Origin of the sequence: Marinarcus sediminis (SeqCode), from assembly GCF_048571275.1 — a bacterium.
GTDB lineage: Bacteria > Campylobacterota > Campylobacteria > Campylobacterales > Arcobacteraceae > Marinarcus > Marinarcus sediminis.
Genome location: NZ_CP182357.1, coordinates 2,446,055 through 2,461,276, shown reverse-complemented (window position 1 = coordinate 2,461,276; position 15,222 = coordinate 2,446,055). Strand labels below are relative to the sequence as shown.

13 protein-coding genes are annotated in these 15,222 nt (G+C 32.1%); 8 read left to right on the top strand and 5 right to left on the bottom strand.

Translation table 11 applies throughout. From position 1 onward, the window contains the following. Nucleotides 1-9 precede the first annotated feature (9 nt). A complete protein-coding gene (locus ACNI3C_RS12235; RefSeq protein WP_419770087.1) occupies nucleotides 10-909 on the bottom strand; it encodes a DMT family transporter in 900 nt (299 codons plus the stop codon). A 37-nt stretch (nucleotides 910-946) separates the two neighbouring features. Further along, nucleotides 947-2,578: a YcaO-like family protein gene (locus tag ACNI3C_RS12230; RefSeq protein ID WP_419770086.1), complete on the bottom strand. Its 1,632-nt coding sequence runs from the start codon at nucleotides 2,576-2,578 to the stop codon at nucleotides 947-949. A 131-nt stretch (nucleotides 2,579-2,709) separates the two neighbouring features. Between ACNI3C_RS12230 and ACNI3C_RS12225 the strand changes: the two genes are divergently transcribed. The 5 genes from ACNI3C_RS12225 (at nucleotide 2,710) to ACNI3C_RS12205 (ending at nucleotide 8,276) form a co-directional block, all read left to right on the top strand. Next, the gene (locus ACNI3C_RS12225) at nucleotides 2,710-3,135 is read left to right on the top strand and encodes a hypothetical protein (protein ID WP_419770085.1); all 426 of its coding nucleotides are present in this window, start codon (nucleotides 2,710-2,712) and stop codon (nucleotides 3,133-3,135) included. A gap of 189 nt (nucleotides 3,136-3,324) precedes the next feature. Continuing rightward, nucleotides 3,325-4,752, top strand: coding sequence for a DEAD/DEAH box helicase (locus tag ACNI3C_RS12220; RefSeq protein ID WP_419770084.1), 1,428 nt, complete (start codon nucleotides 3,325-3,327; stop codon nucleotides 4,750-4,752). A 44-nt stretch (nucleotides 4,753-4,796) separates the two neighbouring features. After that, nucleotides 4,797-5,150, top strand: coding sequence for a RidA family protein (locus tag ACNI3C_RS12215; RefSeq protein ID WP_419770083.1), 354 nt, complete (start codon nucleotides 4,797-4,799; stop codon nucleotides 5,148-5,150). A gap of 3 nt (nucleotides 5,151-5,153) precedes the next feature. After that, the gene (locus tag ACNI3C_RS12210; protein ID WP_419770082.1) at nucleotides 5,154-5,642 is read left to right on the top strand and encodes an RNase H family protein; all 489 of its coding nucleotides are present in this window, start codon (nucleotides 5,154-5,156) and stop codon (nucleotides 5,640-5,642) included. Nucleotides 5,643-5,753: 111 nt separating this feature from the next. After that, complete coding sequence (locus ACNI3C_RS12205; RefSeq protein ID WP_419770081.1) at nucleotides 5,754-8,276, top strand: methyl-accepting chemotaxis protein; 2,523 nt, start codon at nucleotides 5,754-5,756, stop codon at nucleotides 8,274-8,276. Between the two features lie 36 nt (nucleotides 8,277-8,312). On the opposite strand, the gene ACNI3C_RS12200 is transcribed toward ACNI3C_RS12205, so the two are convergent. Beyond that, a complete protein-coding gene (locus tag ACNI3C_RS12200; protein ID WP_419770080.1) occupies nucleotides 8,313-8,795 on the bottom strand; it encodes an RraA family protein in 483 nt (160 codons plus the stop codon). Between the two features lie 202 nt (nucleotides 8,796-8,997). After that, on the bottom strand, nucleotides 8,998-9,558 hold the full coding sequence (locus tag ACNI3C_RS12195) for a hydrogenase-4 component G (RefSeq protein ID WP_419770079.1): 561 nt from the start codon (nucleotides 9,556-9,558) through the stop codon (nucleotides 8,998-9,000). Nucleotides 9,559-9,773: 215 nt separating this feature from the next. Between ACNI3C_RS12195 and ACNI3C_RS12190 the strand changes: the two genes are divergently transcribed. Beyond that, a complete protein-coding gene (locus tag ACNI3C_RS12190) occupies nucleotides 9,774-10,088 on the top strand; it encodes a DUF6172 family protein (RefSeq protein ID WP_419770078.1) in 315 nt (104 codons plus the stop codon). Here the strand turns inward: ACNI3C_RS12190 and ACNI3C_RS12185 are convergent. Continuing rightward, nucleotides 10,085-12,010 (bottom strand): sensor histidine kinase, encoded by a 1,926-nt coding sequence (locus ACNI3C_RS12185; protein ID WP_419770077.1) that lies wholly within the window; start codon nucleotides 12,008-12,010, stop codon nucleotides 10,085-10,087. The two genes, ACNI3C_RS12190 and ACNI3C_RS12185, sit on opposite strands and share 4 nt — an antisense overlap. Before the next feature lie 194 nt (nucleotides 12,011-12,204). Between ACNI3C_RS12185 and ACNI3C_RS12180 the strand changes: the two genes are divergently transcribed. Then, nucleotides 12,205-13,113 carry a class I SAM-dependent methyltransferase gene (locus ACNI3C_RS12180; protein ID WP_419770076.1) on the top strand — a complete coding sequence of 303 codons (909 nt, stop codon included), beginning with the start codon at nucleotides 12,205-12,207 and terminating at the stop codon, nucleotides 13,111-13,113. 131 nt (nucleotides 13,114-13,244) lie between these two features. Then, nucleotides 13,245-15,149, top strand: a complete 1,905-nt coding sequence (locus ACNI3C_RS12175; RefSeq protein WP_419770075.1) for a sensor histidine kinase — start codon at nucleotides 13,245-13,247, stop codon at nucleotides 15,147-15,149. Nucleotides 15,150-15,222 lie beyond the last annotated feature (73 nt).

Genomic DNA, 15,222 nt, shown 5'->3' with positions numbered 1-15,222 from the left:
ATTTTCCTATTATAATCTTTTATATTTAAATTTTACAATATTATTTAATACAGAAACCGCAATGATGGTTAAAACGGTTCCAATAACAATAGAGAGGTCGATTTTTTCCCCTAAAAAGAAAGCACTTCCAGAAATGGCAAAAAAGGGAACCAAAAAAATAAAAGTGGATACCTCTTTAGCCCCCAGTTTTTCAATCCCAATAAAATAGACAGAAGTGGCAAAAGTAGTCGATACTACCGATAAAAAGAGTATATTTATCCAAAAAATAGAATCAAATGTTTGGTACGGGATTTTATCTAAATCTATGAAAAAAAGCATGACCAAAATGGTTGAAATGAGATACATGTAAAAGGTAAAAACCAAAGGAGAGGTTTTTGTACTCTTTGAACTGGTAATGGTAATAAGTGCCCATAAAATTGAAGCCATAAAAAAGTAAAGATTTTCGGGGGCAAAAATCTCTTTGGGATCAAATGCCCAGACATTAATCATGGTTAAAACCCCAATGGCTCCAACTATTAAAGCAAAAATATCTTTTTTTGTGCTTCTTTTTTTAAAAAACAAAGCCATGATAATAAAGGTATTAATAGGAATAAGTGTTGTTACAAAAGCCCCACCTAAACTCGCTGTTCCTAACTTGACGCCTAAAAAATAACATTTCATGTAAGCAATCATTAAAACGGAGGCAATCAGACATAATAGAAAACTTTTAAGGGTGATATTAAAATATTTTTTACTGACAATCAGCACAGGCAGAAGTGAAATGATGGTAAAGAGATTTCTGAAAAATATCAGTTCATATTCATTGATATAAGCACCTAAAACTTTGGCATTGACCCAAGCCAAACCCCATGCAAACATAGCGAAAAACATAATGGTATAAAAGAGCGTTTTATTCGTAGTATCATTCATGAGGCGAATTATATATCAAAAATTATCTAAAGTTTCTTTAGTGTGTTAAATTATAAAACGTTTTTTTCTTAAGTTCCAATCTGTCGTACATTTCAAGCATATTGGTATAACTTTTATGAAGCGTTGTGTGAATTAAAAAATCTCTTCCTTCTAAAATATCCAAGGCCTTATCCAGTTGTTCTTTTCCATAAATATTTTTAAGGGCATTTTCATAATCTTCCCATTTGAGTTTGGCTTCATGCATTCGAATGAGTTCAGCTACAATATTGCCTACTTTATGAGTCCCAAACTCCAGTTGTTCTCGTGCTTCATTCAAACACCCCTCTTTTAACAGCAGTTGAGCTCTGAACTCTCCTAGGGTGAAGTTCTTTTCAAAAAGCACACCAATGTATAACTCTACATTTAAAGCATCGTCAAGTGTCTCTATGGCATCTAAAATATCATTGGCATCGTAGCTTTCAAAATTCAAAATCATATCTCGAATCCATTTGCCACTGTTTTTATTGTTGTAGGTCAAATCTTCTATGGGGTAAACCTCAGACATTTGGGGCACAATCATTTGACACGAATAGAAGTCTAAGTAAGTGTACTCTCTTAAATAAATCTCTTTATTCATTTTTTGTACAATATTGAGTAAAAAAGCGTACTCCTCATCGCTTCCATTGCCCTTATAACTCCAAGGTGCAAACTCAAAACTCTTTTTTGCACTTAAAAATTTAAAACCCAATTTTCCATTTGAGTCGATAAAGTGTGACTCAATGTTGAAGCTGTCACTGACAATGCTCATATCAAAAGTGGGAACTTCAAAGGCATCAAGATTGTCTAAATCGCGTCCTTGCATCAGTTCTGTCATGGTTCGCTCCAGTGAAACTTCCAAAATAGGGTGTGCTCCAAAAGAGACAAACAGTGTGGAGTTTTTAGGATTGATTAATGAGATGGCAGTAACTGGAAACTTTCCATTTAATGAGGCATCCAATACCTCTACAATGTAACCCAAATCTCTCAAAGCTTGAACATCACTGTTGACTTTCTCAAAGCCACTTAAAATCTCTTGTGGAAATTTAGGCAAAGCGTAGCCTTTTTTAATGATCTCTATTTTGGCAAATCGTTCAAAGATTTCACTTAAGGCTTGGACTTTTGCCTCATTGGCTGTGTTGCCTGTGGCTAAACCATTGCTGACATAAAGATTGCTTAAGATATTAATGGGAAAATAAATTTTCTCTTGATTGGATTGTTTGATAAAAGGAAGAGCAACAATTTTATGGGTGTAATCACTGTTATAATCGACCAAATCTTTGGGACGAAGTTCTTTATTGGGGTTATAGATGGCTTCAAGTTCTTTATTTAAATAGGCTCCATCAAACTCAAAAGCGATTTCATCGGGAAAGTATTGTCGTTTTGGCAGGTGAAAATCAATAAAAAAGTTATTGGTTTGAAGTCGTTCAATATACTCTCCATAGGCACTTGCCAGTGATGCTTGTGAAACAATACCTTTGCCGTTTGAGTAGATATGTTTGGGCGCTTCATGTGAGCTTAAATTGACGGAAAAACAGTTTTTTAAAGGGTGTTTCTCTTGAGATAATGTTGTTTTACACCCCATGTCATCTAAGAGCGCTCTCATTTTTTGAAGTGACTCTTCTACAGGAAGATTTTTAGATGCTAAGTTCATGGCTGTTATTCTCAATTCATAGGGGTATTGTTTTGGTGCGCAAGTATAGCCAAATTAAAGTGTTTATCTCACAATCAGCCAAGTTTATTTCGATATAATACAAAATTAAGATAAAAAGATAAAGGATTCATTTGGCAAAGGGTAAAAAAGTTGCAGTCAAAGAGATAAAAAAATTAGAAGAGAGTGTGGTTTTAGTCAATGGCAAAGAGTATCTTCTTCTTGAAGAGTGTGCCAATGTTGAAGAGGCAATTTCCATGAAAATATCTTCAAATGGAAATCGATTGTTACGATTTAAAGATGAGAAAAAAATAGCACATTTAGATGTCAAACGAGAAATTGATATTGTTAAATATACTTTTAAAGAGAGTGAAGCTGCAAAAAAATTTCTTAAAACCCATGAAAAAGCACTTTTAACCAAAGGGGTCACTAAAGAGATTATTGGAAATACCAATGCTTATTCAAAAGCAAAAGCCCTCATTGCACAATACAGTGATAAAAAAAGTGAAAAATATGACGCCAATGCAAATTGTGTTTATCTTTTTGAAGAGATAATTTAACAATACTCATAGAAAAAAAACTATTTTGCTGAAATTATGATATACTTCCGTAATTTCAGCGCACTTCGGTCTTGCGACTGGCTTCGATTTTATTATCTTCAGATACTAACTCAACAACAACTATTATTCAACCCAGATCGTATTTAAACATACACACTTTAAATGGGTTTTTTACACACAAGGGACGTTATGTCATTTTCAAAACTGGGATTAAATGCACTCCTATTAAAAGCATTAAAAGAGCAAGGGTATACAGAACCTACGCCTATTCAAAAACAGGCTATTCCTGTGATTTTAGCTAAAAAAGATATTTTAGCAGGTGCCCAAACGGGTACAGGTAAAACCGCTGGATTTACACTTCCATTGTTGCAAATGCTCAATGAAAAAAAATCAACCAATCAAAAGACTCCTATTCGAGCATTGATTTTAACACCAACACGAGAACTTGCCGCGCAAGTGGCTCAAAGTGTTGAAACTTATGGGAAATATTTGCCTTTAAAATCAACGGTTGTTTTTGGTGGAGTGGGAATCAATCCACAAAAAGCCATTTTAAGAAAAGGGGTTGATATTCTAATTGCAACACCCGGACGACTGCTTGACCACGTTGAACAAAAAACAGTCGATTTATCGCGAGTGGAGTTTCTTATTTTAGATGAAGCAGACAGAATGTTGGACATGGGATTTATTCATGATATTAAAAGAGTGTTAGCCATTGTGCCAAAACATAAACAGACACTGCTTTTTTCTGCAACATTTTCAGATGAAATCAAACGACTCTCTGATGGTTTATTAAATCAGCCTGCACTTATTGAAGTAGCTGCTCGTAATACCGCTTCTCAAAAAGTCAAACAAACCGTTTATTCTGTCAGCAAAGAGAGAAAAAAAGATTTGCTGATTCATTTAATATCTGAGGGAAATTGGCGACAAGTGTTGGTTTTTACACGAACCAAACATGGTGCCAATAAACTCAGCGAAGAGTTGGCCAGAAAAGGAATTAACTCTGCTGCAATTCATGGAAACAAAAGTCAGGGTGCACGAACAAAAGCTTTAGCTGACTTTAAAAAAGGGAGTGTTCGAGTACTTGTAGCAACAGATATTGCTGCACGTGGAATTGATATTGATCAACTGCCTCATGTGATTAACTTTGAGTTGCCCAATGTGAGTGAAGATTATGTTCATAGAATTGGAAGAACCGGTCGAGCGGGGAATGAAGGTGAGGCCATTTCATTGGTTTGTGGAGAAGAGTTAGAGTATTTAAGTGGCATTGAAAGATTGATTAAAAAAACCATTCCAAGAGCAGAATTAGAAGGTTTTACCTCTAAACAAGTTTTTGTAGCAGCGCCTAAAAAAGCAAAAAGTAAACCAAGAAACGCTTCTGAGAACAACAGAAGCAATTCTGATAGAAATGCGCGAACAAACTCTAACAGAGGGTTTGAATCAAAAAATAAAGAGAGTCGACCTCAAGAGCGAGAGAGAAGTTCAACGTTTAAGAAAAAAGAGTCACACAGTGAAAATAGAAGTGACTACAGAAGTACAAAACCTAAAGGGGATGCTTCTGCTTCAACACGAAGAAGAGTTTCTGCTTCTTCACAAAGAAGTAAAAGAGAGTACTCTTAATATATGTTATACTTAAATAATCCAATCATTGAAAAGGAGCAGGTATGATTACCAGAAAAGAAGTTGGAAGCAGAATGAGTAAAATCGTTGAGTACAATGGCGTAGTTTATTTCTCTGGCATTGTACCCAATGACAAAAGTTTGGATTTAAAAGGTCAAACCAAAGAGGTACTGCAAATGGCTGAAGAGTTGTTTGAAAGAGCCTTTACGGACAAAAATCATCTTTTAAGAGCAGAGATATATTTAAAAGATATTGACAAAGACTTTCAAGCATTTAACGAAGTGTATGATGCTTGGATTTCAAAAGAGCACCCGCCAGCACGTGCGTGTGTTCAAGCATCTATGTCAACACCTCAAACACTTGTTGAGATTGTTTTTACAGCTGCAAAAATTCAGTAAAGTATGAGAGAAATTGCACTCTTTAGCGATGGCAGTGTTAATCCGCAACTCAAAGTAGGCTTTGGAGCTTACTTGCTTGTGGATGATTTTTCTCTGGATTTACCGTCATATCGCTCTAAAATAAAACTCAAAAAATTTGAAAATTGTTCATCAACCACACTGGAAATCAGTACATTACTTTGGGCATTGTCAGATATAGACCTACTCAATCAATATCTCACCATTTATACGGATTGTCAAAATTTATTGGGATTAAAAAGTCGATGTGAAACGTTTGAAAAAAATGGTTATTTAACCAAAAGCAATAGACTCATTGGAAACCATGAACTCTATAAAGCCTTTTACAGACAAATTAAAAACGTAAATTGTGAATGGGTAAAAGTCAAAGGGCATAAAAAAAGTGCCATGAAAGATGAAATTGATATGTTGTTTTCTTTTGTGGATAAAGCTTCTCGAAATGCATTAAGGCAAACCCTAATTGTTAAAAAATAAACACTCTTATGTATAAAAAATAATCAAAAATCAGATAAAAATATAACATTAAATAGACTTTTTAATTATTATTTTGATATATTACTATGAAAAATGAGGGAGTATTTTTTTATGGGACATTTATCAATTAAAATTAAACTGGCTATCATTGTCATTGCATGTATGCTATTTTTAGGCTCAGTTATAACTATTTTAGCCGTGAATAATTCAACGAAATCTTTATTGGAATCTGAATTTAATAAACTTACAACAGTTCAAAATGCAAAACAAAATGAAATCGGTAACTATTTTAACTATCTTAAAGCACTGCTGACATCATTGGCAGATCATGAAGGAACCAAAGAGGCATTTGTAGAGTTAAATGCAGGTTTTTATAAATTAACCAGTGAACTTCACCCCAATATTGAACAAATCAAAGAAGCATTAAAAAAAGATTTTGAAGATAACTATCTTAACAGTGTCAATTATGAAGTTCCTGCTGCAGTTCAAAGAAGAGAGACAGAAAAGTATCTGCCTAAAAATGAGAATGCTTTAATTGCACAGTATATTTTTATTACCAATAACAGTGAAAAACTGGGTGAAAAAAATAACATGATTTATAATCCAAAGTATGAATCAACGTATATGCGAGCACATAAAAAATTCCATAAATCATTTGACAATTTTTTAAGAAGTTTTGAATTGTATGATATTTTTATGGTTGATTTAAAAGGAACCATATTTTATACCGACTATAAAGAGAAAGATTTTTCAACGAATTTAAAAGATGGAGTCTACAGTGATACAGGTATTGCAAGAGTATATAAAAAAGCGCTGGAATTAGAAGTAGGGGAAATTGCATTTGATGATTTTGTCCCTTATGAACCAAGTTACAATACGGCGGCTTCTTTTATTGCTACTCCTATTTTTATTCAAGGTGAGAGAAAAGGTGTTTTGATATTTCAAATGCCTGTGGATGCTATTAATAATATTATGGGATTTAATGGCGAATATGAAGCAGCTGGATTGGGAAAAACGGGTGAGTGTTATTTGGTTGGAGCTGATTATAAAATGAGAAATAAATCAAGATTTATTTCAGACATAAAAGACCCATTGGTTCAAAAACTTGAAACTACTATTGGGATTTTTGAAGTTAAAACCGATTCAACTCAAGCTGTACATGGTCAAAATACACAAACAAATGGAAAATGGGTTATTGATGATTATCGAGGCAATTCTGTGTTAAGTGTTTATAATAAACTCGATATTTTTAATCAAGCTTCTTGGGCGATAGTTGCAGAAATAGGTGAAAATGAGGCCTTGTCTTCGGCAAAAGGCCTTAGAAATATTATTATTATCTCTTCTTTGGTTTGTATTGTTCTTTCCATTGGTGTTTTAATGATTTTCATCAATACCTTAGTGGCTAAACCTATTGTACGATTCCAAGCAGGATTATTGGATTTCTTTAAATTTTTAAATAAAGAGAAAAAAGAGGTCTCGTTATTGACTATTTATTCCAATGATGAGTTTGGACAAATGTCTTCTATTGTTAATGAAAATATTGAAAAAACACAAAAATTCATTGAAGAAGATATGGTTTTAATTGATGATGTTAAAAGTGTTGTGGCGGTAGTAACAGAAGGAAAATTGTGCAAACGAATTGAAAAATCAACACAAAATCAATCACTGAATGAATTAAAATCAATCTTCAATGAGATGTTAGACATTATGAGTGAAAAGATTTGTGGAGATATTAATAAAGTCCAAGTGGCTTTAGACGCATTTCAAAAATTGGATTTTACACATCGAGTGCAAAATGCCACAGGAAAAACTTCACAAGGGTTGAATCAGCTTGCTGAAACTATTAATGCCATGCTCGTAGAAAATAAAAACATTGGTGAAACACTTAACAGTAACTCAACCACACTGTTAGTCAATGTTGAATCTTTAAGCAATGCCACAAATTCAGCTGCAGCAGCCATTGAACAGACAGCAGCAGCACTTGAAGAAATTACCAGTAATATGACTAATAATACTGGCAATGTTGTTCGAATGTCCAATTATGCAACGCAATTAATGACATCAGCAAAAGAGGGTGGAAAACTTGCCCAACAAACAACGGTTTCTATGGATGAGATTAACAATCAAGTCAATGCCATCAATGAAGCCATTGGTGTGATTGACCAAATTGCATTTCAAACGAATATCTTAAGTCTTAATGCAGCAGTTGAAGCAGCCACTGCTGGTGAAGCTGGGAAAGGGTTTGCTGTTGTTGCAGCAGAAGTAAGAAACCTAGCAACAAGAAGTGCAGATGCAGCCAAAGAGATTAAAATTTTGGTTGAGAATGCAACCAATAAAGCCAATTTTGGTAAAACCATTGCCGATGAGATGATTTCAGGTTATAACAAACTCAATGAGAACGTCAGTAATACTTTAAATTTAATTAAAGATGTTGAAACAGCCAGTAAAGAGCAACAATCTGGAATTGAGCAAATCAACCATGCCGTATCAACCTTAGATCACCAAACACAAGAGAATGCCAATATTGCCAATAAAACCAGAGAGATTGCAAGCAGCACTCAAGATATTGCAAAAAGTATTGTTCTAAGTGTGAATCAAAAGAAATTTATTGATAAAAGCAGTGAGAAAAAGTAGCGTTAATATTTAAACATAAAAGTGAATCTTTTATGTTTAAATGAGTTTTTCCTTGCAAACAATGACACCGTCTTCATCGGCGTATAAATAATCCCCTTGATTAAAGGTAACTCCACCAAAACTGAGTTGATCTCCTCGTGAAGAGTTTGTTTTTTCAAAGTTTCTTAGAGGGCAAGAACCAATGGCATAAAGAGCCACATCAATGTGTTTGGTCTGTTTTATATCTCTGACATAACCATTTAAAATAATGGCTTGCCAATTATTTTTTTTTGCAAATGCCAACAGTTTGTCGCCTACAACACCAAAAAAGTATTGTGCATTATCGACAACAACAATTTTTCCTTTGCCATCTTCATCTCGTAACATCTCCAATAAAAGCCAATTGCTTTTGTCTAATTTTACCGTTACAATCTCTCCATAACACTCTTTTAATCCACCGTAATTTTTAAATTCATTGGAGAGGACTTGGATGCTTTTATCTTTATTATCGTCGCATAAATCAGCAGTTTCAAATTTCATAATGTATCCTTTATTATTAAATATCTATTGGTATATTTTGTTGGTTGTAATAACAGATAGACTCTTTTTAGAAGTTCATTCTACATGAAAAGAGTGTAGAATTTGTGTACAGGAGTAATTTTAGCCAGTAAATATGCTAATGTATAAAATACGTGACGATTGCAATTTGAGTAAAAATGTCTACTAAAATGGCATCATTCTGTTATTTTAAAGCATTGATTCTTTCATCAATAAGGGCTAACGTTCTTTTTTGTGTTTCATAAGATATTTCAGGAAGATCTCCAAACATCTTTTTTGCTTCTTCAAATCCTTGAACAATTCCATCACGTCCTTTTTGTAAAAGTTCTAAATCATCTTGTGCAAAACTGAAAACAAAGTTAGAAACACGATCAGAAGTTTGAGTAACACCAAAAAAACCTTCGCTGCTGATGAGTTGAGTTGCTTCATCTTGAGAAAGATCCATAATAGGTTTACCTTGATATCCCGTATTGGCTAAATCCATATCCGGTGCAATTGGTTTTCCTGCAAGAAAATCTAAAACCTCTTGATTTCCTGTAAGTGCAGATTGTGAAAGTGCAGTACCTTGAACCATATCCGAAGTATTGATATGAAAAAGGATAATTTGTGCACTCATAGACAACGAGATGCTAAATGCAGATTTTTTAACCGTTTCATCAAAAGTAAGCTCTTCATTCTGAGTGGTTTTTCCCGTAGGTATAAAAGTATTTAAGCCCAGTTGGGTTCGGTTTGAATCGACTTCCATGTTCACTCCTTCTGTTTTTTAAATTATACATTTCTTAAAGTTAAATTAATATAAAATAAAAACATTAGTTATTAATCCTTGAAATACATAAAATAGATCTATATGAAGTAAACATCATTTTTCAAAAAATTAATGTTGTGTTATTGCGAAAAATAGAGTATAGTACGGCAAATTTTATAAAGAAACGTTATACGTTATGAAAAGAGAGGATGAATATGAAAAAAAGATTCAAATTAAGTGCAGAAAATAAAAATCCTGAAAGAGTTTTGGATTCAATAAAATACGAAATACGAAAATACATTAAAAGAGAAAAACGAAAACCACTTCCTGAAGGTGTAGATTTTTGGAAGTTTGAATGCAAATTTGCGAAAGATGATGAAACACCTGTTGAGATTGATTTTTTAGATATTACAAAATGTATTAATGAAGCAGCAGCTGATGAGTGTGAAAGTTTTTATATGGAGATTATATCAACCCAAGGGGTGAAAGCACCTAAAGAAGAGGGCAGTGAAGTTTTAGAAGAGATTTAAATTTTGCACTCTAAAGGAAGAATAATTTTAAAGGCAGCTCCTGTATACGTACTCTTTTCATAGATAAACTCTTCATTATCTGCAATAATGCTCCCACACATATTTTTACTGACAATTTCTTGGCACATGTATAACCCAATACCTGTGCCTTGAGCTTTTTGTTTTGTCGTAAAATAGGGTTCAAAAATACGCGTCATGATAGAAGTAGGTATCCCGCCTGCGTTATCTTTGACCGTGATAATGACTTCATTTTTTTTATTTTTTTCTGTTTTAATAAAGATAAACTTTTTATCAGTGACGGATTTTTTTTCAAGTTCATCACGAGAGTTGTTTAAAAGGTTAATGAGGACTTGTATAAACTCATTTTCACAGTTATTAAGCTCAATATCATGGATATCTTTAATGATGGTGATGTTTTTATTGTAAAACTGAACAGAGACCAAAGAGATAGCTTGTTCAATTGAATTTTTAATATTAAAGCAACTTTTTGTTTTGGTTGTTTTAAAGAAGTTTCTAAAATCATCAATCGTATTTGAAAGATAGATCGCTGATTTATTGATGGTTTCTAATCCATTACGTAAATCTTTATCTTCCAATACTTTAAGCTCCTCTTGAACCAACATCCCTGTGGCTGATGTTGTTATGGTTGAAAGCGGTTGTCTCCATTGGTGTGCAATATTGGCAATCATTTCACCCATAGAGGCCATTTTGGATTGTTGGGCCAGCAAGTTTTGTTGTTTTTCGTTGTGAATTAAATGAACTTGTATGGCATCTTTATACTCCTCAAATTTCTTTTGAAGTTTTTTTGAAAAATATATGGAGAGAAGTAAAAGTAAAAAAGTAAGCAGTGAGCCAATTCGGATGGTATTTTTAATGTATAGATGGAATTCATTATCCAGTTCACTCTTTTTTTGAAGAATGATTTTGTTAATATCATCGACATAAAAACCTGAGCCTATCATCCATGACCAGTTTTGTAATCCTTTTACATAGCTGATTTTTTCAGTTGACAGAAGTGTATCTGGCTTCTCATTTTGGACATAGCTGTAATAACCATCCCCTTTTTTTGCAATTTCAATTAAGTCTGATATGACTTTTTTAATGGCAATTGTATCGTTGTTTTCAATGGCACTTTTACCTAAATAGTCTTGTTTAATGTGGCTTAAGTAGATGGTATTGTAATCGATGATAAAAATATAACCATTGTTTCCATAACGTATATCTTGAATATGTTTGAGCAGTTTGTTTTGAACCTCTTTTTCAAAATCTTCAACATATTCGCCCGTTCCAATAAACCAATCAAGTGCTTTAAAGTTTCTGACATAACCTATTTTTTTTCTTTGTTGTGTCAAATCCTTGGGCTTATACCAATACCACTCATAAAAAGTATCATCTGATTTTGAAAGCAGCTTTAACATATCTTGTATGATATAAGTCCCCTTAGCATCTTGGTGATTGATGAAGTTTTTTCCTTCAAGTTCTGGAGAAAAAGGCAACATTACATTTCTGCCTTTTTTATCATAAATAAAATAGTATCCACGTCCTTTATTGAAAGTGACATTTTTTAAGGCATCCACAATGAGTTTTTTAATCTCTTGTTTACTTTTATGTGGATTATTTTCATAGAGTGATTTTGCAATTGCAAGTGCGTTATTTACAGCCTCTTTAAGGGATAATTTGAGTTCATCTTCAGTGCTTTTTTGCTCTTTTTGAATGTATTCATAAACTGCATTGACTTCCTCTTTTATGAGGTCTTTGTTTTTTTGTTTAAATTCTTGTTCAATGAGTTGTTTCTCTTTTTTAAAGGTACGATTATTTTGGAAATATAAGGCAGAAATAATGGTTATTGAAACAACAAATATAAAAATAGAAGGAGCATATTTTATTATTTTAATAATTTGTTTTTCATTATGAAATATCATATAACATTCCTTTAAAGTAGACTATTCTACATTTTTTATGATTAAAATAACGTTATAAAATAATGAAAAAGTTTCATTATTTATGTGATTTAATTATAATATTAATTTAATGCTATATTAATATTGTATTTCCAAACCAATCTTAATTGATAGTGCTATATACTTTCAAGATGAAAAGATTTACGCATGAAACAATGTTTGAAATATATGAATATTTATATGAACTGCTTAAAGAAACCAATGTACATGGAATCGTAGAATTTGAAGTATTAAATCCCGATTTATTTGATTCAACGTATGCGGGAAATCTCGTTACTCTTGAGGGGAATGAGTATCTTTATCGAGGATATAAAGCTTGGATGGACTTAGCAGAGACGCTTTTTTGTAAAATTTTAACGCCTAAAATAGTCTCAAAGTACCATGTTTTACTTCAATTTAAGAAATTGGACCAAAATATCAGTTTCCATCATAGTTGCTTAGAAGCCAATGAAAAATATGGAGAAAATTCTGAATTTTCGCGCATCAATAAAAATGAAGAACCCGCTTTTTTGCAAGCATATAAAGTGGCTTTAGATTTTGCAAAAATAAGTGAGAAAAAAAGAGTTTTGAATCTGGGTATAAATAGCGGAGATGAATTTGCTTTAATCCTTCAAATGTATAAAAATCATAAAAACATTGAGTTTGTTGGTGTGGATTATTGCAAAAGTGCGATTTTGAGTGCAAAAAGAAAATTTGATTTTGAAAACATGAAATTTTATGCACACGACATCAATGAATTAGGGCAACTCAATTTAGGAAAATTTGATGCAATTATAACCATTGGAACGCTTCAAAGTTCAAGTATTGACTTTAAATTGACGTTTATGTCTTTGATACAAAACTATTTAGAAAAAAATGGTTCAATTATTTTAGGGTTCCCAAATTGCAGATGGCTTGATGGTGAAATGATATATGGTGCAAAAATGCCCAATTATTCGTTTTCTGAAATGACACTGTTATATAAAGATGTCTATTTTTGTAAAAAGTATCTGCAACAAAAACAATTTAAAGTGATGATTACAGGGAAAAATTATATTTTTTTATCCGCGCGCAGTATTCATTAAATATGTATCATTTATACTCTTTTGTTTTTTTTTGTACTTTTTTATCTTATTTTTTAAGTAAAGAATTTGTGATATTTTGGTAACTTTATAGGGCAGATATTCTGAAAATAAAAATGTAATTAAGGACCTCTTTGCTTCAAAAAAATGAAAAAAATCTGATCAATTTTATCAAGTTTTCCCCACTTGTTTTTATCACCTTGATTGCCGTATTGGTCAATGTCCTTATATACGGACAAAACAAAATTTATTTCAATAAAGAGATTGAAAAAGTCAAAATTGATTTTATCAATACACAAAAGATTATTGTTAAAAATGAAGTTGAATCGGCCATATATATGATCAAAAAAGAGAAAAACAACATTGAATTAAAACTTAAAGAACAGATTAAAGAGAAAGTATATGATGCTTATGCCATTACTGAAAATATTTATAATCAACATAAACATGAAGGAAAAGAGAGGGTTTTAACATTAATTAAAGATGCCTTAAGAAATATACGTTTTAATCAAGGACGAGGATATATCTTTATCGATGATATTAATGGTACCAAAGTTCTGCAACCTTATCATGCCGAGTTTGAAGGTCAAAACTTCGCTCATTTTAAAGATGGAAGAGGGTATGAGTTTGTACAATTGATTATGAAAACAATCAAAGAAAAAACAGAACGGTTTGATGAGTATTATTGGTATAAACCTGGTTCTAAAGATAAAATCTACAGAAAAATAAGTTTTTATAAAGCATTTGCTCCTTTAAATTTTGCCATTGGAGCGGGTGAATATATTGATGATTTTACGGCAAATTTAAAACAAAAAATTTTAGATGATATGAATTTAAAGAATGATAAACAAAGAAATAAGTATACGTTTATCATTGATTATGATGGTACGTATTTGTCCCATATTAAAAAAGAGTATATTGGATTAAATCGATTTAATTTGACTGACCCTAACGGAATAAAAATTACTCAAGAGATTATAAACGTGGCCAAACATGGAGATGGATATCTCAGTTATATTGGCACAATCATGCCACAAACAGGACTACCTTCAGAAAAAACAACTTACGTAAAAGGCTTAGATGAATGGAATTGGGCAGTGGCGTGTGGATTTTATGATTTGGAATTGAAAACAACGATTCAAGAAAAAGAGAAATTGTTGGTTCTTAAAAATAAAGAGTATATGAAAAAGATTTTTATTGTCAGTATTATTTTAACGGCAATTTTAATTTTAATTACTCTGTACATCTCAAGAGTTCTACAAAATTATTTTTTGACCTATAATCAAAGAATCATGAAAGAGATTGAAGAGAACAAAGATAAAGATAAAATGTTGTATCAACAATCAAAGATGGCAGCCATGGGAGAGATGCTTTCTAATATTGCTCACCAATGGCGACAACCTTTAAGTTCAATTACTTCAGTTGCAAGCAGTGTCAAGCTTCAAAAACAACTTGAAATTTCAGATGAAAAGAGTGAGTTAAAAGCGTTAGATGATATTATAAAAAACGCAGAATATCTCTCTCATACCATAGATGATTTCAGAGACTTTTTTCATCCAGATAAAGAGAAAAGAGTTGTTAATATGCAAGACCTATTTGATAAAACATTTAAATTGGTCAATTCACGATATAAAGACAGCAATATTCAAATTATTCAAAATATTGAGAGTGTTACATTTGAAGTATTAGAGAATGAGTTGATTCAAGTGATTATTAATCTGCTTAATAATGCAAAAGATGCTTTGGAACAAACAGAAAATAAATATATATTTATTGATGTTTTTGAAAAAGAGAATACAATTTGTATGATTATCAAAGATAACGGTGGTGGGATTTTGCCAGAAAACTTAAGCAGAATTTTTGAACCTTATTTTACAACAAAACACAAATCACAAGGCACAGGAATTGGACTTTATATGACAAGAGAGATTGTCAGTCGTCATATGAATGGATCCATAGATGCAGAAAATATTGAGTTTGAATTTGAAGGTTTACACCACAAAGGTGCTCAATTTACTCTGTTTTTTAATCAATACTAATCGATCTTTTATAACCAAATTTTTAGATAAATTTGGTAAAATATCCCCCATTTAATGAGACTAATATAATCAC

Coding starts and splice junctions, on each gene's coding strand:
- ACNI3C_RS12235 (WP_419770087.1), bottom strand. CDS start 909: ATGAATGATACTACGAATAAAACGCTCTTTTATACCATTATGTTTTTC.
- ACNI3C_RS12230 (WP_419770086.1), bottom strand. CDS start 2,578: ATGAACTTAGCATCTAAAAATCTTCCTGTAGAAGAGTCACTTCAAAAA.
- ACNI3C_RS12220 (WP_419770084.1), top strand. CDS start 3,325: ATGTCATTTTCAAAACTGGGATTAAATGCACTCCTATTAAAAGCATTA.
- ACNI3C_RS12215 (WP_419770083.1), top strand. CDS start 4,797: ATGATTACCAGAAAAGAAGTTGGAAGCAGAATGAGTAAAATCGTTGAG.
- ACNI3C_RS12210 (WP_419770082.1), top strand. CDS start 5,154: ATGAGAGAAATTGCACTCTTTAGCGATGGCAGTGTTAATCCGCAACTC.
- ACNI3C_RS12205 (WP_419770081.1), top strand. CDS start 5,754: ATGGGACATTTATCAATTAAAATTAAACTGGCTATCATTGTCATTGCA.
- ACNI3C_RS12200 (WP_419770080.1), bottom strand. CDS start 8,795: ATGAAATTTGAAACTGCTGATTTATGCGACGATAATAAAGATAAAAGC.
- ACNI3C_RS12195 (WP_419770079.1), bottom strand. CDS start 9,558: ATGGAAGTCGATTCAAACCGAACCCAACTGGGCTTAAATACTTTTATA.
- ACNI3C_RS12190 (WP_419770078.1), top strand. CDS start 9,774: ATGAAAAAAAGATTCAAATTAAGTGCAGAAAATAAAAATCCTGAAAGA.
- ACNI3C_RS12185 (WP_419770077.1), bottom strand. CDS start 12,010: ATGATATTTCATAATGAAAAACAAATTATTAAAATAATAAAATATGCT.
- ACNI3C_RS12180 (WP_419770076.1), top strand. CDS start 12,205: ATGTTTGAAATATATGAATATTTATATGAACTGCTTAAAGAAACCAAT.